Consider the following 25,296-nt stretch of genomic DNA (forward strand, 5'->3'; position numbering starts at 1 on the left):
TCATGCCTTTCCACCTCTCTTTTCGGGGGAACTGCCTTTCACGTCGAGTATCGCCCGGCCATATGTCGGGCGGGCAACCCCATGAATGTGGGTGGCCCGCGCCGGTGACCTCGCAGGCCGGCTAGTGCGCCTTTCCCGACCCGGACCAGAGACCGCACGCGCAGAGCATGCCCGGCTCGAAGTTCTGCTGCGTCGCCTCGGGGGTGGTCCAGCCGCCGATGGAGTGTGCCAGCACCTCCGGGAGCGCGGCGGGAATCTTGCCCTTGAGCGACACCAGCATGTCCACTTCCTCGCGGGACAGGACGCTGAATGCCCGCGCCAATTCCGGCGCCTCGGAACCGGTCAGAATTCCGGCCGTGCGCAACGCTTCCTTCGCGTCGAAGGTCATGCCTTTCCACCTCTCTTTTCGGGGGAACTGCCTTTCACGTCGAGTATCGCCCGGCCATATGTCGGGCGGGCAACCCCATGAATGTGGGTGGACAGCCGTACGGGCAGCCGGCGGACGCCGCGGACGAAAAGGTCCGGCGTCCATTCCAGCTCGGTGGCGGACAAGGTCATGCCGGGATGGTGACGTAATAGCGCGCACACGACGGCGCGCAATTGCACGCGGGCCAGCGCGGCGCCGGGGCAGAAATGGATGCCGTGGCCGAAACCCAGGTGCCGGTTCGGGGCGCGGGCCACGTCGAACGCGTCCGGCCGCTCGAACACCTCCGGGTCACGGTTCGCCGCCACGAGCATCGGCAGCACGGTGTCGCCGCACGGGATCGTGGTGCCGCCGATGTCCACGTCGGCCAGCGCGTACAGCGGCCTGGCGTGTCCCACGGGGCCGTCGAAACGCAGCATCTCCTCCACGGCCGCGTCGATCAGCTCCGGGCCGGCACGCAGCCGCGCCGCCTGGCCGGGGTGACGCAGCAGGGCGAGCAGGCCGTTGCCGATCGCGTTGGCGGTGGTCTCGTCGCCGGCCAGCAGGAGCTGGAACACGCTGGACAGCAGCTCGGCCCGGCTGAGGTCACCCTCGATGAGCTGCGACATGAGGTCGTCGCCGGGGTGGGCGCGCCGCTCGGTGAGCGTCCGTTGCAAGTACGCGATGTACTCCATGCCGTGCCGCCGGTCCCTGCCGCGCAGTATGCCGTCGCTCCATCGGCGCAGCAGGGGCAGGTCCCGACGGGGGATGGCGAGCAGCTCGGCCATGATCAGCGTGGGCAGGGGCAGGGCCAGCGCCTGGATCAGGTCGATCTCCTCGTGGCCGTTCATGCGCTCGACCAGGTCGGCGACGTGGCGTTCGATGCGCGGTTCGAGTGCGGCCACCGCCCGTGCGGTGAACGCGGGGGCCAGCAGGCGGCGCAGCCGGGTGTGGTCGGGCGGGTCCAGGTTGACCACGCTCCTGCGGACCATCGGCAGCGGGTCGCGGTCCCAGGCGCGGTGCCGTGCGGCCGGCTCAGGGGGCAGCCGGTCGGCCTGGCGGCCCAGCAGCGGGTCCGCGAGGGCGCGGCGCACGTCGTCGTACCTGGTCAGGTACCAGAACACGCGGCCGGTCGCGGGCTCGACGTGCCGGTACACCGGTTCCTGCTCCCGCATCGCGTGCAGGATCGGGTGCGGGTCCGCGGCGTGCGCTGCCGGGTCGAGTCGCCGCGGCGGCGCGGTCGTCACCGTGCTCCGCCGGGGGTCTTCACGTCCAGGGCGAAGAAGCGGGCGGCCGCGTGCCCGAGGTCCTCCAGGCCGAGGAAGCCGCGGCGGGCCATCGCGATCTCGGGCGGGGTGCCGGGCCAGTGACGCAGGAACAGCCGGCCGCACAGCTCGGGCGGCGGGACGACCAGCCGTCCCCTGTGCTGCTCGGCGACCTCGTCGGCGCGTACGACCACGTCGGTCCATCGGTCCCAGCGGCCGGTGTCGCGGAGCCGCGCCATGACGGCCGGTCGCCAGTCCGCTGATTTCCAGAGCGGCCAGACCCGTACCATGACCAGCTTGAGCTGCTGCTTCGACGGCAGCGCCGCGCGTTCCTCCTCGGTGAGCCAGGCCGCCAGCTCCCTGGGCAGCCCTTCCGCCACGCCGAGCGTGGTGCGGGCGTGGTCCTCCAGGCTCAGGCCGCGCGCGGCGGCGAACTCCGCCAGCAGGGTCGTCAGTGCCTGCTCGTGCAGGGCGGGGTAGTCGTCGTCGAACAACCGCGCCGCCGTCAGCACGTCGAGGTCGGACATCCAGCGTCCCGGCGCGTACTCGCGCCGCGATCCCCACTTCAGCGCCTCGTTGCGGGTGATTCCGGTCAGCGCCGTGTCGTCGGGGCGGGTGGGTGCCGGGTCCTCGTCGCGGGCTCTGTGCAGGGCCTCCACGGCGTCCAGACGCTTGAGGTCCCAGTCGCCGGCCGCGATCTTGCTTCTGAGCGTGTGCAGGGCGTCCAGATCATCCGGTACGTCCTCGGCCAGCTCGTGCCAGGTCCGATGGGTGAACGGCCGGGCCTCGGCCGCCGCCAGGATCCGCTCGGCCGCCTCCTGGGGGACCAGGCCGGTCCTGGCTCCCTCGCGGCAGCCGTGCCGCAGGTTGACCATCGCGACCGTGCCCGCCGGGTAGCCCACCTCGGCGGGGCCGTGCAGCACCGCCACCTCGTCGTCGCCGTCGATCTCGCCGCCGGCGTACAGGTGGAAGATCGTGCCGACGCCGCGCATGCCGTACGGGCTCAGCTCGGCCGCACGCAGCGCGCCCATGCTGGCCGCGCCGATGACGCGGACGCCCTGCCCGAGCAGCCAGAGGATCTCCTTGTGTCCTACGGAGAGGCGTTCGCGGTAGTAGCCGTCGATGATGACCGCGGTGTCCCCCGGCGTCCAGGTCTCGGTGAACAGGTCGTTGCGGGCGACGGGCGGTCTGACCCGCGCGCCGGGGAGTGCGGTGCGGATCTCGCCGGTGGAGATCGTCGGGCCCGCGTAGACGACGTGGCTCATCACAGCACCTCCAGAGAGACGCGGGCGCCCGGCGCCACCACCTTGACGACAGGGACGCCGATGTCCTCGCGGGTCAGGTCGACGACGAGGGGCGGGTGGCCGAACGCCGCGGCGGCCCGCTTGACCGCGTCCTCCAGGTCCTCGGCCAGGGTGTCGTGCGCGCGCAGGAAGGGGACGTCGTGCGACGGCGCGGAGCTCTCCCGCCGGGTGACGCCGTCGTGGAAGTCGGCTCGCAGGTCGTCGCGGGCCCCGGACACGTACGCCAGCCGCGCCTGCGCCGCCTCGGTGATCGCCCGGGTGAGCGCGATCTCCGAGCTGAGGTGGCAGCCGAACCCGAAGAAGGCCGGCGGGTAGTCGTCGCAGCTGATCCTGGCCAGGAAGCACGGTAGCCCGGTCGGCGACGGCAGGTGCCTGGCCTCGAGCCGTACGCGGGCCCGCGCCAGCGTGGCGCACAGCTCGTCCACGATCGGCGACCCCGACGTGCCCGGATCGACGCCGACCCCGCCGGTCGGGCCCGCCGCGGTGACCGCGTCCCGCTCGATCACCTCGTACAGGGCGTGCAGAATCGCTTCCGTCCGGGTGTTCCCGCTGGCCAGGCCGTTGCTGGAGGAGAGGAACAGCGGCGGGCTCCAGCCGGTGCCGCGCTCCAGCGTCAGCGCCACGGCGTCGCGCGGCACCAGAGTGGGCGAGCCGTCCTCCAGCGACGTGCCCGCCAGCCAGTCCAACGGCAGGCCGTCGTGCAGCAGGCTCGGCGTGGCGGGGACGAGGGCGTGGATGTCGTAGCCGAGCCGGCAGTCACGCGGGGGTGCGGTGACGTCCGGCGGCAGGGGTTGTTCGACGTGCCACAGCTCGATGGACTCCATGATCGCCGACAGCCTGGCCAGGTCGGGGGTGACGCCCTTGCCCTGGGAGACGGCGAGCGTGCGGGACGCGGGGCGGATCGCCTGGAACGTCGGGATGCCCACGGTGTCGAGCCTGGTGATGTCGGCGACCCGGGTGACCCCGACCGCGCGGGCCGCCCGCCGGGCCATCGTCAGCGTGGCCGCCGGGTCGCGGGCGCGGTCGGTGCCGGGGAGCCGTACTTTGGCGTCAGATATCAGCATGTCAGAGGTTCCGTGCCCGGTTGAGCAGCGCCCGGCCGGCCACCGCGTACGTGACCACCGCGATCACCGCCAGCACCAGCAGGTTCACCCACGCGTCCGCGAACCCGAACAGCGCCGCGTCCCGCATCCCGTTGATCGCGTACGTCAGCGGGTTGACCATGGCGATCCACTGCAGCACCACGGGCATCTGGTCGACCGTGTACATCGACGGCGCGCTGAACACCAGCACCAGGATCGACACGTTCGACCCCACCATGAACGTCTGGAAGTCGGTGATCGTGATGGCCGCGGCCAGGTAGAGCCCGTTGAACGCGATCGCGGCCAGCGTCAGCGCCACCAGCAGCCCGGCCCAGCCCTCCGCCCCGAACGGCAGGTCGAAGATGACCACCGCGACGCCCAGCGCCAGCAGGCTCTGGCCCAGCACCAGCGACACCCCGGCCAGCAGCTTGCCGAGCAGGAACCGGGAGCGGCGCATCGGGTACGACCACAGCTGGGTCGCCACCCCGCTCAGCTCCTCCTGGAACAGCGCCACCCCCGAGGTGCCCGACGCGCTGACGATCGACATCGCCAGCACCATCGGCAGCAGGAAGACCGCGAACGGCAGCTGTTCGCCCCGGTAGGAGATGCTGCCGACCAGGTTGCTCAGCGAGGTGTTCACCAGCAGCAGGTACATCAGCATCGGCGCCAGGCTGAGGATGAGGTTGATACGGTTGCGGGCCAGCAGGGCGTACTCGCGGTAGATCACCGCGAACAGGTCGGCGGCCTTCGGGGCCACGGTGGGCGGCGCGGTCGTGAAGGTGAGGTCGGCGGCCATGGTGTCAGCCCTCGTTCTCGGTCATGCGGAGGAAGACCGTCTCCAGCGAGTCAAGCGCGGTCGAGACGCCGGTGATCGCGATGTCGTGGTCCTGGCAGTGCCGGGTCAGCTCGGGCAGCATCTCCTTGGCGTGGGGGCCCTCGATGCGCACCTCGGCGTCCTCGGCGGTGGCGGTCAGCCCGGCGTTGCCCGCCCACGCCACCAGGGCGCCGCCCGCCGCGGCGTCGGCCAGGGTCACCCGCAGGTGCACCGAGCCGAACTCCTCCACCAGCTCGCGCGGCTTGGCGAAGCGCAGCACCCGTCCCTGGTCGATGACCATCACCCGCTGGCTGTTGCGTTCCAGCTCGTCGATGTGGTGGCTGGTCCACAGCACGGTCACGCCGTGCTCCTCGCGCAGCCAGGTCACGAACCGCTCGATCTGGTGGCGGCCCGCCACGTCGAGGCCGGCCGACGGCTCGTCGAGGATGAGCAGCTTGGGCAGCGTGATGAGGGCGCGGACGAGCTGCAGCCGCTGCCGCTGCCCGCCGGACAGCTGGAAGCACAGCTGCGGCAGCGCCTTGGCCACGCCGAGGAACTCGGCCAGCTCAAGCGCCCACGGCCGTACGTCGCGCCACCGTACGCCACGGAACCGGGCCGAGATGCGCAGGTTGTCCAGTGCGGGCAGCATCTCGTCGAACGGGGCGGTCTGGTGCATGGCCCCGATGCCGCTCTTGGCGGCCACCGGCTGGCGCACGGGGTCGGCGTCGAACACCTGGACCCGTCCTGAGGTGGGCGTGGTGACCCCGCAGATCATCTTGATCAGCGTCGTCTTCCCTGCGCCGTTCGGGCCGAGCAGCCCGATCGTCTCGCCCCGCGCGATCTCGAACGACACGTCGTCCACGGCCGGCGTCTCCATGCGCCGATACCGTTTGGTCAGCGCCTCGGCCGTCACCACGTCGCCCGACACGGCCATACCCGCCACCTCTCGTTGGTTGGGGTCGCGTTGTCGTGTCGAGTATCAGCGCGCTACGCAGGGGCGAGAAACCCCACGAATGTGGGCGTTTCACACGATCGTCGGCGTGACGGGCGGTGCCGGGCCGCAGTCGAACGGCGCGGCCCGGCGACCCGGGCGTCGGCCTTGACCGTCAGCGTGACCGAGACCGCCGCGCTGTTGCTCAGACGCCCTTGAGGACCCGTTCCAGTGCCGCGTGGCCCAAGGGGCCCCAGTGGGGTTTGCCGCCGGGGAGGCCGCGGTCGCCGTTCTGGCCCATGAGGATGAGGAAGAGGGACTTCATGGCGGCCAGGCCCCTGGCGCGGCGGATCGTCGCCTCGTCGGCCCGGGCGTAGGCGTCGAAGAAGCGGGCGGCGGTGCCGGCGGGGAGCAGCAGCCAGGCGGCGATGAGGTCCCAGGCCGGGTCGCCGGCGAACACGTCGCCGAAGTCGACGATGCCGGCGAGCGTGCCGTCCGCGACGACGACGTTCGCCGGGTGGAGGTCGCCGTGCACCCACACCGGCGGGCCCGTCCACTCACCGGCGGTGACGGCGTCGTCCCAGACGGCGCGGACGTCGGCGGAGATGTCGTCGAGCGCGTCGGCTTCCTTGAGCCAGCTCTCGAAACCGCCCGTGCAGTCTCTGGGGTGGGTGCCGCGGTCGGCGGAGATCGGCGCGTCCGCGGGGGCCTGGACGTGCAGGGCACGCAGGAAGCGGGCCAGCGTGTCGGCCGCGTCGGTGCCGCGGGTGATCGTGCCGAGGTCGAGGGGCTCGCCGTGCACCCACGTCATCACGGTCCAGTGCTTGGGGAAGCGCTCGGACGGCTCGCCCGCCCGCACCGGGACCGGGATGGGGAGCGGCAGGGCCGGCGCCAGCTCGGGCAGCCACCGCCGTTCCTTGAGCTGGGGCTCCGGGGTGGTGTCCATGCGCTGCACGCGTACGGCCAGGTCGTCCCCGAGCCGCCACATCTGGTTGCCCCACCCGCCCGCCACCTCGCGGACCGGCAGCCCCGCGAGATCCGGGTGCTGGTCGCGCAGCAGGTCGCGGACCAGCTCGGCGGTGATCTCGATCTCAGCGTCGGTCATGCGATGCCACCCTACTGAGTTCGGCGGCGTAAAGATGAGCAAGAGGGGACATCGTGTACGTCAGCGCGTGCGCGGCGACCTCAGCCGCCGGGTCGATCTCGGGCATCCGCAGCACGTTCGCCTCCAGCAGCGCCTCGATGACCCGCTCGCCCAGCGCCGCCACCAGCTCCTCATGGCTGAACGGCGGCCCGTGCAGCGTCCCCAGCGCGGCGAAAGCCGCACCCCGGTAGCACTCCTCGAACCGCGCCCGCAGCGACACGTCCCCGGCGGTGAACTCGTCCAGCACGTTCCCGGCCCGCGTCAGCCGCTCGGCGAGCACCCGCAGCGGTACGTGCGGCAGCCCCGCGAACCGGCCCCCGAGCAGGCGCAGCGTCAGCGGGGAGCGCCCGTACCTGTCGAAGAGGGCGGTGAGCGCGGCCCGGCCCGCGAGCGTACGGTCGCGGCCGAGCTGCGCGGCCAGGAACGCGAGGCCCTCGGCGTCCGAGAGCTCGCCCAGCCCGACGCGCGCCACCGACTCCAGCCCGCTCAGCCGGCTCCTGCTGGTGACCAGCACCCGGCTGTCGCCGGAGCCGGGCAGCAGCCTGCGCACGCTCGGCTCGTCGGGAGCGTCGTCGAGGACGAGCAGCACCCGGCGGCCGGCCAGCCAGGACCGCCACACCGAGGCCAGCACGTCCGCGTCGTGCACCCCGGCGGTGCTCACGCCCACGGACTCGAGGATCTCGTGCTGGACGTCGCGCGCTCCCCCTCCCCCGAGCGGGACCATCAGGGCGCCGTCGGGGTAGCCGGGGGCCAGGGCGTGCGCGACGTGGACGGCGAGCGCGGTCTTGCCGATGCCGGGCTCGCCGGTGATCAGGGTGACGGCGGCAGGTTCGTGCAGGATGCGGTGGATCTCCGGTTTCCTGCCGACGAAGTCGCCGATGTTCCGTGGGAGCTGGTCGGTCGTGCGTACGGCGGGTGCGGGGCGGGCGACCGTACCGGTGAGGATGTCCTGGTAGAGGCGCTTGAGCACCGGGCTCGGGTCGATGCCCAGCTCGCTCGCGAGGTGCCTGCGCAGCTCCTCGAAGTGCGCCAGCGCCTCGGACGCCCGCCCGCAGCGGGCCAGCGCCGTCATCCGCGCCGCGGCGATCCGCTCGCGGGCGGGGAAGCGCGCGGCCAGGACGTCCAGGCCGGCCAGGGCCTCGACGTGGTGGCCGAGCTCGATCTCCAGCTCGGCCCAGTCCTCCTGGACCGACAGGAACAGGTCGGTGAACCCGGCCACCTCCCGCGCCACCCGCGACACGTGCGCGAACTCGGTCAGCGGCTGCTCCCGCCACAGGCCGACCGCCTCACCGAGCAGCTCGGCGGCCGTCGCGAGCCTTCCGCCGTGGATGGCGCCGCGTCCCGCTCTGGCCAGCTCCCTGAAGCGCAGCAGGTCGAGCTCGCCGGGGGCGGCGCTGAAGCGGTACCCCCAGCCGTGGAAGCCGATCCGGTCGCCGGTGAGCTTGCGTAACGCGGAGACGTAGACCTGCAGGTTCTTCCTGGCCGTACGCGGCGGCGTCTCTCCCCACAGCGCGTCGATCAGTTCGGCGGCCGGCACGACCGCGTTCGCCCGGCACAGCAGCAGCGCGAGCAGCAGCCGCTGCTTGCGCGCGCCGATGACGGCGTCGTGCCCGTCGACCAGGACCTGGAGCGGGCCGAGGATCGAGCAGTACAGGCTCATGCGCCTCCCCCGACGTCACCATGTCTCGCTGCCCAGTACGAGGAAGTCGAGCACGCCGCCGATGGGCGGCGGGGCGGCCGCGCGCAGCACGTTCGCGTGCAGGGTCCTGACCATCGAGGCGGCGGCGTTCGTGAGCGCGCGGGTGCCGGCCTTGGTCTCGAACCAGCGCCAGTCGCCGTCCGCGTTGACCTCCAGGAAGACGACGTCCTCCCGGGTGAGCAGCAGGTCGAAGGCGCCGTACGTGAGCCCCCAGTCCCGCGCGAGCCGCTCCACCACCTCGGCGGCGCGCGGCGGGACCGGCATCCCCCGCACCGACACGGCGGCCGGGTTCCGCCAGGGCGCGTCGGGCGACGGCTTGGTGACGGCGAAGGCGTGGAGGTCGCCGTCCAGGTGGTAGACGCGCAGTTCGAGGTCGTGCTCGACGTACTCCTGCACGATCACCGGGAAACCCGGCGGCCGGCGGCGCATGAGGGTCTCGCGGCCGACGACCTCGGCGAGCAGGCCCACCAGATGGCCGGGGGCGGCCTCGACGAAGTGCTCGTCCAGCACCTTCACCACGAGCCTGTCCCCCTTCAGGGCCTCGGCGGTGCGGGGGTCGGTGGTGACGATCGTGCGCGGCGTGCGTACGCCGGCCGCCGCCGCCCCGGCCAGCTGCGTCAGCCGGCCCGCGCGACTGCCGCCCGGCAGGCCGGCCGGGGCGAGCGCGGCGAGCTGGCCGACCAGGGCCGACCAGGAGTCGGCGCCGATCAGCGAACCCGCGTACCCGTCCGGGATCGCTCTGGGCATCGGGCCGCGCGCCCACACGACGGTCGGACGGAAAGAGCGCCCTTCGAGGGTGACGAGCCCGTCGTCGAGGGAGATCGTCAGCGGGTCCCTCCCGCCGTCCGCCTGGGCGGCGTCGAAGCGTACGGTGGGCACGCCGAGCCGGTGCAGCACGGCCTGCAGCGCGGCGAACTCGCCCCTGGCCGCGCGGTCGGCGAGCACGACCCGCGACGCGCACTCCTCCTCCGGCAGCCACCGGACGGCGGCGGGCGACGGCGCGCGCAGGTCCACGGTGACCGGCGGCGCCGAACAGGGCGGCCCGCCGCCGTGGCCTAACACTTTCTCCCCGTAATTGTTCGCCCGCCGAGCGTGAATGCCCTGGGCGGTTTCTGCGGCGAATGCGCCACGGCCCTCCTCCAACGAACGACCGCCCATAAAGCGGTGAAATGGACGTAATAAACAACGCGTCCCGACTGCGGTCAAGACGGGCGGCCCGCCTGCGGACAGGCTCTCAGCAGGGCGCCCGCCTGTCATCGTGAGCTGTGATGATCCTCACCTGGCCGCCGCCCGGCGGCTTGTCACAAGTGACAAGGCCATTCACCTGTTGTCTCTTCAGAAATACGCGGCGTGACGCCATTCCGGGCTTTGTCAGCTTGCGCGATTACCGCCGGTCAAGTAAACCCATTGAGTCGGCCGTCGAGGAAGGCGAGAAATGGGCAGCCTGTTCCGCGCTTTACGCCGCCGTCTGGACGCCAACGCGCGGCGGGCGGTGGAGGTGTACACGAACGAGCTCGCCGACTACCGCAGCCTGGCCGCCGAGACGCGGGGCTCGGCCGCGATGCTCGACTTCGCGGTCAACCTCCGCCGCCGCACCATCGAGCTGGCCGCCGACGAGCAGCCGTTCACCGAGCAGGATCACGCGTACATGTCCTCGGTCGGGGCGACGCGCGGCGAGGTGGGCGTCTCGCTGGCGTCCCAGCGGCAGGTCCTGCTCCTGCACGCCAACCTGACGCTGCGCGAGATCCACGAGGCGGCCGGCCCCAACGACCTCTCCGACGTGATGTGCATGCTCGGCTGGGTCGCCTGCCACGGCCTCACCGCGCAGGACGCCTACACCCACGGTTTCCTCAAGGGCCAGGAGCGCTTCCTGCCGGTCGCGGCCAGGATCCAGATGCTCGCCGGCCTGCTCGTCACCGGCGAGCCCGCCGCCGCGCAGCTGGCCCGCGAGCTCGACCTGCCGCTGCCCGACCACTACCTGGTGACGGTCGCCCGCGTCGCCGCCGGCCCGCCCGACGAGCGGTGCCGCGACGAGGTCGTCAAGACCCTGCTGACCGACCACTACCTGCCGTTGACCTGGCACGAGCCGGACGAGTTCGTGGCGCTGGTGCCGTGCGACGGCGCCGACCCGATCGACGGTCAGGCGCCCGCGCGGTCACGGGCGCTGTCGGTGATGCGCGCCGTCGCCGAGCTGTGCGGCCCGTGCTCGGTCGGGGCGGCCCCCGGCCGGGTGCGCGCCCTGGCCGACCCGGTCGCGCTGGCCCGCCGCGTCTGCCAGGCGGCGCCGGTGGAACGGGTCCCGTCCCAGGTGTACGGGGTGGCCGACGTGTTCGTGGAGCTGGGTGCGGCCCAGCTGCCGCAGGTCGACCAGTGGCTGCGCGAGCTGACCTGGCGGCTGGCGAGCGGCCCCGACCTGGTGAGCACGCTCGACTGCTACTACCGCAACGACATGAACCGCATGCGCACCGCCGTGGCCCTCCGCGTCCACCCCCGCACCCTGGACTACCGGCTGCGGCGGGTCCGCGAGCTGGTGGGCATCGAGCCCGGCTCGACGAGGGGGGTTCGCGTCCTCAGCACCGCCGTCACCCGCATCCTCGCCGAAGCCTGGCGCGACTCGCGCTGACACGATCCATCACGACGCCCCTGGTCAGGAGTGGCGGACGATCGCGATGTCGAGTTCCAAGGTCACCTTCTCGCTGACCAGCAATCCGCCGCTCTCCAGCACGGTGTTCCAGTTGATGCCCCAGTCCTTGCGGTTGATGGTCACGGCGCCCTCGAATCCGACCCGGAAGTGGCCCCAGGGATCGTTCTCCGCTCCGGTCAGCTCGAAGTCCACGATCACCGGCTTGGTCACGCCGCGGATGGTCAGGTTTCCGGCCACCTTGAAGGTGCTCTCGCCCGCCTGTTCCACCCCGGTCGAGGTGAAGGTGATGGTGGGGTGATGCTCCATGGCCAGGAAGTCGTTGCTGCGCAGGTGGTCGTCGCGCTGCCGGTGGCCGGTCTGGATGCTCTTCGCCTGCACCGTGAGTGCGACGCTCGACTTGGCCGGGTCATCGCCGTCCAGGTGCGCGGTGCCCTCGAACTCGTCGAACTGACCGCGTACCTTGGTGATCATCGCGTGCCGCGCGACGAAGCCGATCCGGGTGTGCCCGGCGTCGAGGAGGTAGTCGCCCGTCAGGTCGCTCAGCGAGGTGATGGTCGTCATCGTCGGTCGCTCCTTGAGAGTGAGAAGGGGTGCCGCACGGTCTGCCTGTCGTGGCTGTGGAGCGCCGAGGGCCCTATCGGCGCTCCGGCTGGTCATCGGAGTCGCGGCGGGACGCCACTCCCTTGGCCCACGCCTCGATGAGTTCGATGGCCTGGTCGGCGTTGAGCCGGGGATCGCACAGCGAGGAGTAGTGGCGCAGCAGGTCGTCCTCGCTCTTGACCGGCCCGCCGACGCATTCGGTCACGTCGGCCGCGGCGACCTCGATGTGGAGTCCGGCGGCGTACTGCCGGTGCTCTTCGAGGATGTCGCGAAACCTCAGGGCTTCGGTGATCACGTCGATGAGGTGGCGGGTCTTCAGGCCGGCCTGACGGGACAGCGTCGTGTTGCCGTGCATCGGATCGCTGAGCCAGATCACCGGGTGCCCCGCGTTCGCCACCCGCCGGACGATGGGCGGCAGGGCCTCGCGGATCGTCTCCCGGCCCATCCGCGGTATCAACACGAGACGGCCGAACTCGCGTCGTGGGTTGAGCGCCTCACAGAGGGCCAGTACGTCGTCCGGGGTGGCGGTGGGGCCGATCTTGCATCCGATCGGATTGGCCACGGAGGCGAGGAGAGCGACGTGCGCCCCGTCCACGTGGCGGGTCCGCTCCCCCACCCAGGGCAGGTGCGTCGAGGTCAGGTACAGCTCGCGCGTGTCCGGATCGCGGCGGGTCAGCGAAGTCTCGTAGTCGATGATCAACGCCTCGTGACTGGACCACGGGCCTTCGGCGCCCGGGGCGTGGCAGCGTTCCTGCCGATGTGCCCGCATCGCTCGCTGTACTCTGTCGCTGGCTTCGTAGGCCCACGACATGCGTCGCGGATCGGCCCTTCTGGCGGCGGGAGCGGGTATCTCAGAATTGACCATGTGCCCGCGAAAGGACGGGACGCTCATTTCTCCGCGGCGTTCCACGGCCTGCGACCGGGGTTTGGCGAACTGGCCGCCCATACGGCCGACTCGTATGACGCTCTGACCGGTGAGATCACTCAACCGATCGCCCAGCCTGTCAATGAGCCTGAGCTTCTCCTCGATGTGCGGACCGGTGCATTCATAAAAGCTCTCCGCACAATCACCGGCTTGCAGGAGGAGGGCATCCGCCGCAATTAGTCGTGTTAAAGACCAGCGCAGGCACTTGATCTCGGCAGCCGAAACCAGCGGCGGCGCCGAAGACAGTCTCTGGCATGTCTTGTCATACGCCGCATGGTCTCGCCACTCCGGCTGTTGCGCCGCCGGCATGCTCTCCCACGACCCGCGCCCGGCGAGGTCCGCGGTGGAGCTGGGTGGCTGCATGTCTACTCCCGTCTGACGATCAGTGAGCCGGACGTGCTGGAAAATCCTCGCCGGTCGAGGACGTTTTCGGACAGCTTGACCCAGCGGACGGCGCAGCGCATCACGTCTTCGCGTTGATGACGGCACGCCCTTCGGTGGTGGCGATCACGCGTGACATGCCACGCCCGGCGCCCTCTCCCGCCCCACCACCAGCGCACATGCCGTCGCCCCTGATACGGCACCTCCGATCGCGATTACGGAACAGGTCCCGCACGGCTTTCGGACGACCTGCCGCGAAGGTCGCGATCTCGGGGACGACACGCACGGACCGGCACTGCACCTCGCAGCGAGTCACGCCTCCGGATGGGAACGGGCAGTCACGACGCGGCCCCGCTGTCAAGCACAAGGACGCACAACCAGCTGCGCGTTTTCCGGCAAGAAGTGGCCAATGCGGACGATCGCCTGCATCAATACAGCTTGATGTAACGCGTTTACGCCATCTTAGGAGCGATCGTTGACCACTATACGTGACCATGATTATGTCGGACATCGGGGGATTCTTCGTCTCAGCACTGAGGTGATCATGTATCCATTAGTCGGGCGTGAGCACGTGCTGTCAGTGTTGATCAGCTATTTGAATGCCACACTCCGTGGGGCCGGCGAGTGCATCGTTCTCGAGGGCCCAATCGGAATAGGCAGGACGCGCCTGCTAAAGGCAGCGGCCCAGGAAGGCGCCGAACGTGGCCTGACAGTGGGCTACATGCGAACTGGCGTAATCGGCCAGCCAACGCCCGTCAGCGAGCTGATCACTTTTCTGCGACACGTGATGGCCGGGGAGCCTCAATTAGCGGATCTGGTCCGTCCGGATGTTAATCCCTTCTCTTTGGCGGATCGCGTGGGCGAACTCATCGCAGAGGCGGCTCGCAGGCGCCCGCTCCTGATCGTGCTCGACGACGCCCAGCGAGCCGATGAGATCAGCGCCCTCGCCCTGCAGAGCCTGGTGCAATCACTCGCCTCGTCCCCCGTCCTGTGGCTGCTCGCGCGGCGGCCGGTGCCCGCGCAGTCGCTCGCCCAGCACGCCATCGGCTGGCTCATCGACCGGTCAGCGGTGCAGCTGCACCTCGGCCCGCTGGACGACGCGGCGGTGGCCGCGCTGTGCGGCGGCGTCCTCGGCGCCCGGCCGGACGCGTCGGTGCTGAGCCTGGCGGCTCGCTGTGGCGGCAATCCCTGGCTGCTGGAGAACCTCCTCGGCGCGCTCGTGGAAGCCGGGCAGGTGGTCATCGCGGACGGTACGGCCTCCGTCCTGGCAGATCGCCTCCCGGAAGGCGTCGTCACCGCCGTGGACCGGTTGCTCGACGAGTTGCCGCCGGGGGTCCGGCGCTTGCTCATCCGTGGGAGAAGCATCGGCCGGACGTTCTCGGTCGACGAGGCGGCGATCGCGCTCGGCGAGTCATCTCTCGACCTGGCCTCCAGCGTCGACGAGGCGGTGCTGGCCGGACTGATCCAGCGGAACGACACGAAGCTGACCTTCGTCCACGACGTGTTCGGCGAGGCACTGCAGCGTGTGCCGTTCCGTGGATCGGCGTCCACCGCGCCCATGACCGCGCCCATGACCGCGCCCATGACCGGGGCCGGCACCGACGTCTACCCGCTCGATCGGGCGGGCGAGGCCGATGACCAGCCTGTCCGCACGCAGACGCCGACCAATGGCCGGCGGGTTCTGCTGAGCCCACCGGAGCCGCCCCCCTGTGACTGCGACACGATCACGGCACAGGCGATCTCAGCACTGCCCGGCCTGTCGGAAGGAGCACCCCGGACGCTGACCCGGGCTCTCGGCCTGCTCGCCGGCGCCGGCAGAGGCGTGGAGGCCGGCCGCCTCGCGGACATCGCGGTACACGTGGGTCTCGACGCGGCGGGCGAGGCGCAGATGGTGCTCGATTTCGCTCAAGGTCTGCAGGACGCCGGGTGTCACGGCATCCTGATCGAGCACCTGCAGCGGACGCTGGCCCGGCACGACCTCAGCGGTTCGGACCGGACCAAGCTGGAGAAGCTGCTCGCTGACACGGCTCAGCGGGTGGACGGTGTGGCCCTATGGGGGACGCTCCTCGGGAGCGAGCGCTCGCTCAGCCTTGGCCGGCCGCTCAACGGTTCTCGCTGTGTCGGGTCTCGCGGCGTGTTGGGCGCGAACGGCAGGCGGACGTCCGTCCCGGGGCCGCGGCAGGTGCCGGGCGGCCTGGCAGGCGAGCTGTGCGAACGCCCACTGTGGACCTGGATGGTCCGCGCGCTGGTCGCGGCCGATCAGTTCGACGAGGCGGCCGCGGTCTGCACCGTCATCAGGCAGGAGTGCGAAAAGCTGGGCGAAGCGTGGGCGGAGCCGCTGTGGCACGCGCACCGCGCCGAGCTGCTGGTGACGGCGGGCCGGCTCGATGAGGCGCGGGCCGCGGCGGAGACCGGGCTGCGGCTGACCGACCGCTCGGCGCCCGCCGACGCCGTCCCCGCACGGGTGGTCCTGGCACGCATCAGCCTGCACCACGGCGATTCCGCGAGCGCCAGCGAGCACCTGCGCATGGCCGAGCGGTTACTGACCGGTGACGCGACGACCGACAAGATCGCTCTGGATTGGGCGCTGGCGCAGTTCCACGCGGCGTGCGGGCGCCCCAGCATGGCGGTCCAGACGCTGATCAACGTCGAGGACAAGGTGGCTCCCGACCGCCTGCTGTTCACCGAAGCCCCGACCGCGGCGGCGACACTCGTGCGGCTGGCCAGGAAGGCGGGGCTCAGTGCGGAAGCTGAACGCGCGGCCGACTTCGCCCGCCGGCTCACCGAGCGCAACCCCGCCGTGGCGTCGCTGGCCGGGGGCGCCGAGCATGCCGACGGCCTCCTGCGCCACGATCCTGCCGCGCTGCGCCGCGCGGTGGAGCACTACAAGCTCAGTGGGCGCCCGCTGGCGACGGGCGTCGCGCTCGAGGACGCGGCGCAGGCGGAGCACAGCAAGCAGAACCGGCCCCAGGCGGTCCGGTTCCTCGGGTCGGCACTGGACCTGTACGTGAACTGCGGCGCCCGCCAGGACGTCAACCGCGTGCAGCGGAAGCTGCGCAGGCTCGGCGTGAACAACGTGCGCGCGCTGAGCGCCGACCGGCCAACGTCCGGCTGGGAAAGCCTCACCGGCGCCGAGCTCCGGGTGGTGCGGGCGATCGTGGACGGCAGGACCAACAAGGAAGCGGCCAGCATGTTGTTCCTGTCGCCCCACACCGTCGACAGCCATCTTCGCCGGGTCTTCGCGAAACTCAACATCAACAGCCGGGTCGAGCTGACCAAGCACTTCATCACGCACGAAGCCTCTTGATGGCAGGACGCCTCGGCGCCGTCCCGATGGCCCCGATCGGGACGGCGCCGACCGGCGAGCCGGGCGATCAGCGCTCGGCAGGCTCGAACAGCTCGACGAGGTTGCCGGACGGGTCGGCGAGCAGGATCTGACGTCCGCCGGGACCGGCGACCACATCGCCCAGGAAGGACAGCCCGTCGCCGCGCAGGCGGTCGATCTCGGCGTCGAGGTCCTTGAAGGTGAGGTGGATGCGGTTGCGGCCGGCCGGGGTGCCTTCGGGGGTGGCGCGGGCGCCTGAGCTGGCCGGGCCCGACAGCAGCAGCCGCAGCGAGCCGAGCACCACGTCCGCGAAGGCGGGCGCGACGTTGGCGCGCACGGTGAAGCCGAGATGGGTGGTGTAGAAGTCGACGGCCGCCTGGACGTCATCGACGATGTAGCGGACGCTGACGAGCTGGTCGGGTGCTGTCATGACGGGACCTCCTGTGGGATGCGTTGCGGCGTCGGCTCATTGGCTTGAGTCGAAGTCGCCACAGTGCGATGATATATCAAACGACTTTGATGTAATGGTCGTATCAGGTGAGGAATCATCGATCCGATGAGCCCTTCATGCTCGAGCGAAAGGACCTACGGGTGGATGCACGCGCCACCGGCGATCCCGGCCAGGGCGAGGCGGGGTCACCCGCGCGGGAGGTGGCGCTGCTCTTCCTCAAGCTGGGCACCATCGCGTTCGGCGGCCCCGCCGCGCACACCGCGATGATGCGCGACGAGCTGGTACGCCGCCGCGGCTGGGTCACCGACGAACGCTTCGCCGACCTGATGGGCGCCACCAACCTGATCCCCGGCCCCAACTCCACCGAACTCGCCATCCACCTCGGCCACGACCGGGCGGGACGGCGCGGCCTCATCCTGGCTGGCGCCTGCTTCATCCTGCCCGCCGCCCTCATCGTCACCGCCCTGGCCTGGGCCTACGTCACCTACGGCAGGACCCCGGCCGTCGAGGGCATCCTGTACGGCATCGTCCCCGTGGTCATCGCCATCATCGCCCACGCCCTGTTCGGGCTGCTCAGGGCCGTGATCAAGTCCTGGTGGCTCGGGGCGGTCGCGGCCGGGGCACTGGCCGCGTACCTGCTGGGCGTCAACGAACTCCTCATCCTGGCGGCGGGCGCGCTCCTGGCCGCAGCCGCCCACCTGCCGCGCCGCCCCGGCGGCGTGCACGGCCTGCTCGCCGTCCCCATGCTCGGCGCACCCGTCTTCCCCGACCCCACCGGCGGCCAGCTCACCCAGCTCTTCCTCACCATGCTCAAGATCGGCTCTGTCCTGTACGGCAGCGGCTACGTCCTGCTCGCCTTCCTGCGCGGCGACTTCGTCGACCGGCTCGGCTGGATCACCTCCGCCCAGCTCATCGACGCCGTCTCCATCGGCCAGGTCACCCCAGGGCCGGTCTTCACCACCGCCACCTTCATCGGCTACCTCGTCGCCGGCCCGATCGGCGCGTTCCTCGCCACCGTCGCCATCTTCCTGCCCTCCTTCGTCTTCGTCGGCCTGCTCACCAAGCTCACTGACCGGCTCCGCGCATCCCGGTGGACCTCCGCCCTGCTCGACGGCGTCAACGCCACCGCACTGGCACTCATGGCCGGCGTGTCGTACCAGCTCGCCCGCACCGCCCTCATCGACCTGCCGACGGTGGCCATCGCCCTGATCAGCCTGGTGCTCCTGTGGCGCACCAAGCTCAACAACGCCTGGTTCATCGCAGGCGGCGCCGCGATCGGCCTGGCTCACACCCTGCTCACCTGACCGATCCCGCACCGCCGTGCGGCGGTGCTTGCCTTGAGGGGACGTCCATGACCGGTGACCGCACCTGCCCGTACTGCACACTGATCGACGCCGCGAAGGAACCGCTCGGCGGGTGGGTTCATCGTGATGCGTTCTGGCTGGTCCACCACGGGCCCGCCGAGAACTCGAGATCCGGCACCATGAAGATCATCTCGCGGCGCCACTTCGTCGACTTCGCGGACATGAGCGCCGAGGAGGCCGCGTCCTTCGGCCCGCTCCTGGCACGGCTCGACAGGGCCCTGCGGGCCACCACCGACGCCGAGCGCGTCCACCTCGTCTCCACGCGCGATCGCGTCCAGCACTTCCACGCATGGCTCTACCCGCGCCCCGCCGCGCACCCCCTGCGCGGCACGGACTTCCTGGCCGCCCCGCAGGACAGCGACCCGGATGTGGCCGAGGCCGCCGCCCGCGCCGTCCGCGGCCACCTCGCCGCGACAGTACGCCCGCCCGCACAATGAAGCAATCGAGTTTGATGCGTTTATCCGACTCGTTGTATGATTTCACCGTGCGTTCCGCCCATTCACCGACAGCACCGACGACGCCGCCCGATTTCCTGCGGCTGACCGGGCACCCGGTGCGGTGGCAACTGCTGAGCGAGCTGGCGCACAGCGACCGCCAGGTCCGCGAACTCACCGCCCTGATCGGCCAGCGCCAGAGCCTCACCTCCTACCACCTCGGCCAGCTGCGCGCCGGCGGACTGGTGACCATGCGGCGCAGCTCCGCCGACAAGCGCGACGCCTACTACAGCCTCGATCTGGCCGCCTGCCGCGCCCTGCTCATGCAGGCAGGTGCCGCGCTGCATCCCGGCCTGCAACTGATCCCCGCGACGCCGCTCCCGCCGGCGGACGGCCCGGACAGGCCGTCGTCTCAACCCATGGTCCGGGTGCTGTTCCTGTGCACGGGCAACAGCTCACGGTCCCAGATGGCCGAGGCGATACTGAGGCGGATGGGGGGCTCCCGGGCCGAAGTGTTCAGTGCCGGCAGCGATCCCAAGCCCATCCATCCCGATGCCGTGCGCGTGCTGCGCGAACGCGGACTCGATCTGAACGGCCATCGCCCCAAGCATCTGAGCGAATTCGTCGAGCAGCGCTTCGACCACGTGATCAGCCTCTGCGACCGGGTGCGCGAGGTGTGCCCGGAGTTCCCCGGAGCTCCGGAGACCGCCCACTGGAGCCTGCCGGACCCTGCGGCCGAGGACACGGACCACGAACGCGGCTACCCGGCGTTCGTGCGCACCGCGGACGAGCTGACCACGCGCATCCAGTTCCTGCTCTACTCCATCGACCATGCCCTCGCGGGCGCGACGCGACCCTAGCCTGGGCGGCCTCGGCGCCGCGAGGACGATCGCCATCTCCGCCTGGTGCCGGGTGGGCGGCCGATGCCCGACGGCGCCGGACCGGAAGGTTCTGCCTTGGGTGTGGCCGCCTCGGCTCCCGCGCCGGTGAGCGCCCGGACCTCCATGCGGGCGTACCTCGCGTCATCGCGCTCGGCGCTGAGTGCGGCACCCACGTAGCCGAGCGCGAAGGCCAGCGGGATGGAGACCACGCCCACGTGCCTCCACGGGATGAAGGCGAAGTCCGCGTGGGGGAACAGGGCCAGCGGGTCGCCCGAGACGGCCGGCGAGAACACGACCAGGACGATCGTGGCCGCGCCGCCCCCGTACATGCTCCACAGCGCCCCCGCCGTGTTGAAGCCGCGCCAGAACCACGAGAACAGCAGCGCCGGCAGGACCGTGGACGCCACGAGGGTTACGGCGACCGACAGCATGAACGCGACGTTCTGCTCAATGAGCGCGATGGCGCAACAGGTCAGCAGGGCGCAGAGCATCACCACCGTGCGCCGGGCCAGCGCGATCTCCCGGCGTTCCGGCAAGGGGCCCCGCTTGGTGAGGGTGGCGTGGACGTCGCGGACGAAGCCGGCGGCAGCGCTGAGCACCAGGCCCGAGGTCACCGCGACGATCGTGGTGAAGACCACCGATGCGACGAACGCGAGCAGGGGCACCCCACCGAGTTCGGACACCAGCAGGGGCACCGCCGTGCCGCCGGGCCCAAGGACGGGCCGGAGCACGTCCGGCCCGACGAGCGCGGTGGCGCCGAACCCGATCAGCACGATCAGCAGGGAGTACGGCGTCGTGAGCCAGATGGCCCACGAGACCGAGCGGCGCGTGTGCCCGGCACTGGGCACCGCGAGGAAGCGGATGAACAGATAGGGCAGCACCGCGTGCCCGAGCACCGACGTGAGCAGCTGAGAGACGAACTCCAGCCGGTGCGGGCCGCCCGCGGACGCCGTGCCCTGCTCCCTCGGCCGGCCGGGGCTCGCCGCGTCGCCGAGCAGCGTTCCCACGTCGAAGCGGTAGTGCAGGAGCAGCGCCCCCGCGAGCACGACCACCGCGGCGAGCAGGAGGACGGCGTTGATGATCTGGGTCCAGGTCGTCCCTCGCATGCCGCCGGTGTGCACGGTCACGGCGGTGACGGCGCCGATCGTGATGATGATCAACGCATGTCCGACGGGGCCGTCCAGGTGGAGCAGGGACGCCAGCAGGTGGCCGGCGCCGACCAGCTGGGTGGTCATGTAGAGGAAGAGGACGACGAGCGTGACCGTGGCCGCGGCGAGCCGTACGGGGCGTTCCCGCAGCCGCACACCGAGCGTGTCGCCCAGCGTGTACCGGCCGGTGTTACGCAGCGGTTCGGCGACCAGGAGGAGGGCGACCACCCATGAAACGGCGAAGCCCGCGACGAGCAGCACGCCGTCGTACCCCTTGATCGCGACCTCGTCGCTCAGGGCGAGGAACGAGGTCATCATCATGAAGGTGCCGAAGAGGGCCAGCCCGTTCTGCGGCGCCGTGAGCGTCCGGTCGCCGGCGTAGAAGTCCGCGCACGTGTCGCGGACACGGCCCAGCCGCGAGACCACGAACAGGATGATCAGGCTGAAGATCATGGGAGTGCCGCGGCCGTCACTGCCCGCTCCCGTCGAACTCCGCGCGGACCCGCTCGGCCAGGGGATCGAGGCGGCGTCCCGCGTAGAGCAGGTGCGCCACGCTGATGGGAGCCGGCAGCAGGATCAGGCCGACGGCGAGCAGCACGCCGAGGTCGACCTGCCCGAACACCCGGGTGGCGAGGAGGCCTGGCGCCCACGCCGCGAGCGCGGCGGTGACGGCGAACGCGCCGAGGCACAGGCCGGTCATCCACACGAGGTAGCGGCGTGACCGGGAGCGCAGACGGGCGAAGGCGGCACTCCGCTGGAGAGCGGTGTACGTCTCCGGCTCGCCCGGGGCGATCGTGACGACGCCTTCCCCTGCCGTCGGCTTGATCTGGAGGTCCCTGTCGGTGCTCATCGTGCCCCCGGTTCCCGCGCGGGTCAGGCCAGCGGCGTACGGCCGGCGCGCGTGCGCTGACGTACGGTGACGGCCGGCGTGAGACCTGCCGGAAGGTACACGTCCACGCGCGAACCGAAGCGGATCAGGCCGATGCGCTCGCCCCGAAGAACCGCCGCTCCCTCGGTGACGTAGGGGATGATGCGCCGCGCCACCGCGCCGGCGATCTGAACCACCTCCAGGTCGCCCAGGTCTGTTTTCAGCCGCCACACGACCCGCTCGTTGCGGTCGCTGTCCTTGTCGAAGGCGGGCAGGTAACCGCCCGGCCGATGCTCGACCGAGGTGACCGTCCCGTCGCAGGGGGCTCGATTGACGTGCACGTCCAGCGGGCTCATGAAGATCGAGACACGGGTCCGGCCGTCCGGCCAGAAGTCGATGCTCTGGACGACGCCGTCGGCCGGGGAGAGCACCCGGCCTTCGGCCGGCTGCCGGTCCGGGTCGCGGAAGAACCAGAGCATGAGACCGGTCAGGATGGCCAGCGGCGGAGCGGCGACGGCCCAGAGGCGCGATCGCCGGGACCTGGTGACCGCGACGGCTGTCAGGGCGATCACCGGGGCCAGCCACGGGCTCGTTCCGCGGGCCAGCCTCACTCGTCGGGCGTCGGACATGCTGCCTCCCTACTGGCTGCTTATGTACGTGGACCGTTCATGGCCGCGGCTGGAGCTCGACGATCGCGATCTCCGGCGGGATCCCGGCGCGGATGGGCGGCCCGAAGAAGCCGGCGCCCCTGGTGACGAAAATGGAGGTGGGGCCCATTTTCGCCAGGCCCGCGAGCACCGGTTGCTGCAGGCCCACGAGCCGGTCGAAGGGGACGGTCTGACCGCCGTGGGTGTGCCCGGACAGTTGCAGGTCCACTTGGTGCTCGACGGCCGAGTGGACCTGGACGGGCTGGTGGGCCAGCAGGACGACGGGCCGGGCGGGGTCGCGTCCACCCAGTGCGGCGGTGAAGTCCGGTCCCTGGTGGTCGTACATCGGCGCCATGAGGTCGTTCACGCCGGCCAGGTCGAACGCGGCGCCACCGGACGCGATCTCGACCCGCTCGTTCAGCAGCGGCCGCATGCCGAGTTCGCTCACGTGCTCGACCCACTCGTCGGCTCCCGAGGAGTAGTCGTGGTTGCCGGTCACGAAGAACGTGCCCTGGCGGGACCGCAGGTGGCGCAGGGGCTCGGCGGCATGCCCGATCTCCGCGACCGTGCCGTCCGCCAGGTCGCCCAGGATGGTCACCATGTCCGCCTGCTCGCGGTTGATCAGCGTGACGATGCGGTCGGCAAGCTCACGGTGCAGGAACGCGCCGAAATGCAGGTCGCTGACCGCGGCGATGCGGAACCCGGAGAGCCGGGGGTCGAGCCCCTTGATGGGAACGGTGACGCGAATGGTGCGCAGGTCACCGAACGCGGTGCTCATGCCGTAGCCGACGAATCCCGCCGCCGCGCCGCAGGCCGCGAGCGCGCAGGCACGGGCGAGGAACAACCGGCGTCCGGGATTGTCGAGTTCCGGCGGGAAGGCAGGCGTGCCGGGGCCACCTGGTTGCTCCTCGGCAGCCGTCATGGCCGGCGCTTCGGCGCGCGGGGTGGCCACCAGGGCCGCCGTGGGGGTCACCGCCGTCGGGCCGGCCACGGCGGTGCGCTTCTTCGAGCGCCGCCACCACAGCGAGAGCGCCGCGCGGGGGATCTCCAGCACGAGCAGGCTGAGCAGCAGGTAGAACATCAGGGCGATCCACACGTACCCGGCCCAGGCCAGCAACCAGGCGTCGACGCCCACCGTCCTGGTGACCATGAAGCCCACGACGCCGACCACGCCGAGGCCGAAGATCAGCAGCGCGCCGATGGCGCGCCCTTTGCCGCGCCGGGTCGTGGAGCGCACGAGCCGTGCCCACAGATAGAGGTGAATCGACACTGCAAGCAGTGTGATGATCCCGAAAAAGATGACCGGATTGTTCGTCAGCATCTCTCGCACCTGCTCGTGTCGGGTCCGATGGGCTGCGTGCCGTCCTCAGGCCAGTCTGGGAGGCGGCGCGGCATCGGACACCACGTGTCCGCGCGATCTCGGTCCGGGAATCGGCCCCGGCACTTCGATCCCGTTCAGGCGGGAGATGGCGCGATTACGGGACACCCGGGCGGCCGGTACGGCGGAGAATCGTACAGGTGGCGGCGAAGGAGGGTGACAACGCTGATGACCTCGAACCGGACACCCTCGCGACCGGCTTTCATCGTCGCGCTGTGGAGCGCTCAGATCCTGCTCGGCGGGTTCATCGTGGCCATGGCCACGGCGAAGCTGATCGGGCTGCCGTCGTCCGTTGAGACATTCGAGGCGATCGGGTGGGGCCAGTGGTTCCGCTACCTGACGGGCCTGGTCGAGCTGGCCGGCGGGATCGGCATGGTGATCCCACGGCTGGCCGCGGCGGCCGCGGCGGGGCTGGTCGGCGTCATGGTTGGCGCGACCGTCACCAATCTGATGATCGATCGGCCGGCCATGGCGGTGCTGACGGCCGCGCTCGCCGTCTCGTACGCCGTGATCGCCAGGCTGCGCTGGGCCGGCATCACCGCGCTGATCGGCTCCGTGCGGCGCTGAGCGCGTGTCTCGCAGCGGCGTCGAATCGGTTCCCGCAGACAAGCCAATCGGCCGCGCCAAAACGGCCTCCCGTCATCGCGGGCGTGACCGTTCCGCGCATGTCGCCCGGCCCGGGATGCCGCACGTCACACCGCCTTTGCGGGGGCGTCACCGCAGCTCCGGACGGTAAATCTAATCACATTAGTGTATTTTACTTTGATGTATCGTCTTGGTATGGGGTCAAGAACAGACCTGATGCCACCGCCGTTCACCCGGATGGCGGCTGATCCGCTGCGCTGGCGGCTGTTGCGGGAACTGGCGCTCAGCGACCGCCGTGTACGCGAATTGGTGACGTTGGTCGACCAGCCACAGAACCTGGTTTCCTACCATTTGGGTCGCCTCAGGAGCGCCGGAATGGTGGCGGGCCGGCGCAGCAGTTTCGACGGCCGCGACACCTACTACCACCTCGATCTGGAGCGGTGCGCCGCGCTGCTGGCAGAAACCGGTGCCGCCCTGCATCCCGGGCTGGCCTTCGTACCGGCACCCGCCCCCGTGCTCAAGGCGACCGGCAGGAAACCGGGCTCGGTGTTGTTCCTGTGCACCGGTAACAGTGCGCGCTCCCAGGCGGCCGAGGCGCTCAGCCGAGCCCGTTCCGAAGGCAGGGTGCAGGGCTTCAGCGCGGGCAGCGAGCCCCGGCCGCTGCTGCATCCCGACGCGGTGCGGGTGATGGCGGCGCGCGGTGTCGACCTCACCGGCCAGCAACCCAAGCACATGCGCGAGTTCGCGCGGCGGCGGTTTCGCTACGTGATCACGTTGTGCGACCGGGTCCGTGAGGTGTGCCCCTCGTTCCCCGGCAACCCCACCTACATCCACTGGAGCATCCCCGATCCAGGAGCCCACGACTCCCGCGAAACGGGGGCCGCGGCGTTCGAGCAGATGGCGGCCGAGATCGAGACGCGCATCGGTTTCTGGCTGGCCTCCATCGGCGCGGCGCCCCGTCCCGTCCAGCCGTGACGACCCGGTCACCGTCACCCGAGCACAGCACCGCCGGCGGCACCTCTT

The 25,296-nt window shown here is 70.9% G+C and carries 23 protein-coding genes; 7 read left to right on the forward strand and 16 right to left on the reverse strand.

What is annotated here, in order from left to right; all coding sequences use genetic code 11:
* Positions 1 to 121: 121 nt before the first annotated feature.
* From AB0K18_RS47670 to AB0K18_RS47710, 9 genes are all read right to left on the reverse strand, one after another.
* Positions 122 to 388 carry a StsA-related sactipeptide RiPP gene (locus AB0K18_RS47670; protein ID WP_364928970.1) on the reverse strand — a complete coding sequence of 89 codons (267 nt, stop codon included), beginning with the start codon at positions 386 to 388 and terminating at the stop codon, positions 122 to 124.
* A complete protein-coding gene (locus AB0K18_RS47675) occupies positions 385 to 1,578 on the reverse strand; it encodes a cytochrome P450 (RefSeq protein ID WP_364928973.1) in 1,194 nt (397 codons plus the stop codon). Before AB0K18_RS47675 ends, AB0K18_RS47670 begins: the two co-directional genes overlap by 4 nt.
* A 68-nt stretch (positions 1,579 to 1,646) precedes the next feature.
* Entirely contained in the window at positions 1,647 to 2,933 is a 1,287-nt protein-coding gene (locus AB0K18_RS47680) for a TfuA domain-containing protein (protein WP_364928976.1), read from the reverse strand.
* The gene (locus AB0K18_RS47685; RefSeq protein WP_364928979.1) at positions 2,933 to 4,036 is read right to left on the reverse strand and encodes a YcaO-like family protein; all 1,104 of its coding nucleotides are present in this window, start codon (positions 4,034 to 4,036) and stop codon (positions 2,933 to 2,935) included. Before AB0K18_RS47685 ends, AB0K18_RS47680 begins: the two co-directional genes overlap by 1 nt.
* 1 nt (position 4,037) lies before the next feature.
* Positions 4,038 to 4,850 (reverse strand): ABC transporter permease, encoded by an 813-nt coding sequence (locus tag AB0K18_RS47690; protein ID WP_364928982.1) that lies wholly within the window; start codon positions 4,848 to 4,850, stop codon positions 4,038 to 4,040.
* A 4-nt stretch (positions 4,851 to 4,854) separates the two neighbouring features.
* Positions 4,855 to 5,802 carry an ABC transporter ATP-binding protein gene (locus AB0K18_RS47695; protein ID WP_364928985.1) on the reverse strand — a complete coding sequence of 316 codons (948 nt, stop codon included), beginning with the start codon at positions 5,800 to 5,802 and terminating at the stop codon, positions 4,855 to 4,857.
* A gap of 202 nt (positions 5,803 to 6,004) precedes the next feature.
* Complete coding sequence (locus AB0K18_RS47700) at positions 6,005 to 6,904, reverse strand: aminoglycoside phosphotransferase family protein (protein ID WP_364928988.1); 900 nt, start codon at positions 6,902 to 6,904, stop codon at positions 6,005 to 6,007.
* Positions 6,891 to 8,603, reverse strand: coding sequence for a transcriptional regulator (locus AB0K18_RS47705; RefSeq protein ID WP_364928990.1), 1,713 nt, complete (start codon positions 8,601 to 8,603; stop codon positions 6,891 to 6,893). The genes AB0K18_RS47700 and AB0K18_RS47705 overlap by 14 nt, the downstream gene beginning before the upstream one ends.
* Positions 8,604 to 8,618: 15 nt before the next feature.
* On the reverse strand, positions 8,619 to 9,704 hold the full coding sequence (locus tag AB0K18_RS47710) for a hypothetical protein (RefSeq protein ID WP_364928993.1): 1,086 nt from the start codon (positions 9,702 to 9,704) through the stop codon (positions 8,619 to 8,621).
* Positions 9,705 to 10,077: 373 nt separating this feature from the next.
* Here AB0K18_RS47710 and AB0K18_RS47715 point away from each other — a divergent pair, with 373 nt between their 5' ends.
* Entirely contained in the window at positions 10,078 to 11,265 is a 1,188-nt protein-coding gene (locus AB0K18_RS47715) for a helix-turn-helix domain-containing protein (RefSeq protein WP_364928996.1), read from the forward strand.
* 24 nt (positions 11,266 to 11,289) lie between these two features.
* Here the strand turns inward: AB0K18_RS47715 and AB0K18_RS47720 are convergent, their stop codons facing one another.
* The gene (locus tag AB0K18_RS47720) at positions 11,290 to 11,847 is read right to left on the reverse strand and encodes a YceI family protein (protein WP_364928999.1); all 558 of its coding nucleotides are present in this window, start codon (positions 11,845 to 11,847) and stop codon (positions 11,290 to 11,292) included.
* Positions 11,848 to 11,920: 73 nt separating this feature from the next.
* Complete coding sequence (locus AB0K18_RS47725) at positions 11,921 to 13,174, reverse strand: 3-deoxy-7-phosphoheptulonate synthase (RefSeq protein WP_364929002.1); 1,254 nt, start codon at positions 13,172 to 13,174, stop codon at positions 11,921 to 11,923.
* Between the two features lie 562 nt (positions 13,175 to 13,736).
* Here AB0K18_RS47725 and AB0K18_RS47730 point away from each other — a divergent pair.
* Positions 13,737 to 16,499: an AAA family ATPase gene (locus tag AB0K18_RS47730; RefSeq protein ID WP_364929081.1), complete on the forward strand. Its 2,763-nt coding sequence runs from the start codon at positions 13,737 to 13,739 to the stop codon at positions 16,497 to 16,499.
* Between the two features lie 67 nt (positions 16,500 to 16,566).
* On the opposite strand, the gene AB0K18_RS47735 is transcribed toward AB0K18_RS47730, so the two are convergent.
* The gene (locus tag AB0K18_RS47735) at positions 16,567 to 16,947 is read right to left on the reverse strand and encodes a VOC family protein (RefSeq protein ID WP_364929005.1); all 381 of its coding nucleotides are present in this window, start codon (positions 16,945 to 16,947) and stop codon (positions 16,567 to 16,569) included.
* Positions 16,948 to 17,084: 137 nt separating this feature from the next.
* On the opposite strand from AB0K18_RS47735, the gene chrA reads away from it, so the two are divergent.
* The 3 genes from chrA to AB0K18_RS47750 are packed head-to-tail and all read left to right on the forward strand — an operon-like array spanning position 17,085 to position 19,626.
* Positions 17,085 to 18,272 (forward strand): chromate efflux transporter, encoded by a 1,188-nt coding sequence (chrA, locus tag AB0K18_RS47740; protein WP_364929008.1) that lies wholly within the window; start codon positions 17,085 to 17,087, stop codon positions 18,270 to 18,272.
* Positions 18,273 to 18,319: 47 nt separating this feature from the next.
* Positions 18,320 to 18,769: a hypothetical protein gene (locus tag AB0K18_RS47745; RefSeq protein ID WP_364929011.1), complete on the forward strand. Its 450-nt coding sequence runs from the start codon at positions 18,320 to 18,322 to the stop codon at positions 18,767 to 18,769.
* A gap of 47 nt (positions 18,770 to 18,816) precedes the next feature.
* Positions 18,817 to 19,626 carry a MarR family transcriptional regulator gene (locus tag AB0K18_RS47750; protein WP_364929014.1) on the forward strand — a complete coding sequence of 270 codons (810 nt, stop codon included), beginning with the start codon at positions 18,817 to 18,819 and terminating at the stop codon, positions 19,624 to 19,626.
* On the opposite strand, the gene AB0K18_RS47755 is transcribed toward AB0K18_RS47750, so the two are convergent.
* From AB0K18_RS47755 to AB0K18_RS47770, 4 genes are read right to left on the reverse strand one after another with little or no spacing between them, the layout of a single operon-like run.
* A complete protein-coding gene (locus AB0K18_RS47755) occupies positions 19,623 to 21,248 on the reverse strand; it encodes a cation acetate symporter (RefSeq protein WP_364929017.1) in 1,626 nt (541 codons plus the stop codon). The genes AB0K18_RS47750 and AB0K18_RS47755 overlap by 4 nt on opposite strands.
* Positions 21,249 to 21,264: 16 nt before the next feature.
* Positions 21,265 to 21,645 carry a DUF485 domain-containing protein gene (locus AB0K18_RS47760; protein ID WP_364929019.1) on the reverse strand — a complete coding sequence of 127 codons (381 nt, stop codon included), beginning with the start codon at positions 21,643 to 21,645 and terminating at the stop codon, positions 21,265 to 21,267.
* A 23-nt stretch (positions 21,646 to 21,668) separates the two neighbouring features.
* Positions 21,669 to 22,292, reverse strand: a complete 624-nt coding sequence (locus AB0K18_RS47765; RefSeq protein WP_364929022.1) for a phosphatidylserine decarboxylase — start codon at positions 22,290 to 22,292, stop codon at positions 21,669 to 21,671.
* Between the two features lie 37 nt (positions 22,293 to 22,329).
* A complete protein-coding gene (locus AB0K18_RS47770; protein WP_364929025.1) occupies positions 22,330 to 23,580 on the reverse strand; it encodes a metallophosphoesterase in 1,251 nt (416 codons plus the stop codon).
* Positions 23,581 to 23,856: 276 nt separating this feature from the next.
* Between AB0K18_RS47770 and AB0K18_RS47775 the strand changes: the two genes are divergently transcribed.
* The gene (locus AB0K18_RS47775; protein ID WP_364929027.1) at positions 23,857 to 24,255 is read left to right on the forward strand and encodes a DoxX family protein; all 399 of its coding nucleotides are present in this window, start codon (positions 23,857 to 23,859) and stop codon (positions 24,253 to 24,255) included.
* 213 nt (positions 24,256 to 24,468) lie between these two features.
* Positions 24,469 to 25,248, forward strand: coding sequence for an ArsR family transcriptional regulator (locus AB0K18_RS47780; RefSeq protein WP_364929030.1), 780 nt, complete (start codon positions 24,469 to 24,471; stop codon positions 25,246 to 25,248).
* Positions 25,249 to 25,296 lie beyond the last annotated feature (48 nt).

The organism is Nonomuraea sp. NPDC049421 (assembly GCF_040677005.1).
Taxonomy (GTDB): Bacteria; Actinomycetota; Actinomycetes; order Streptosporangiales; family Streptosporangiaceae; genus Nonomuraea; species Nonomuraea salmonea.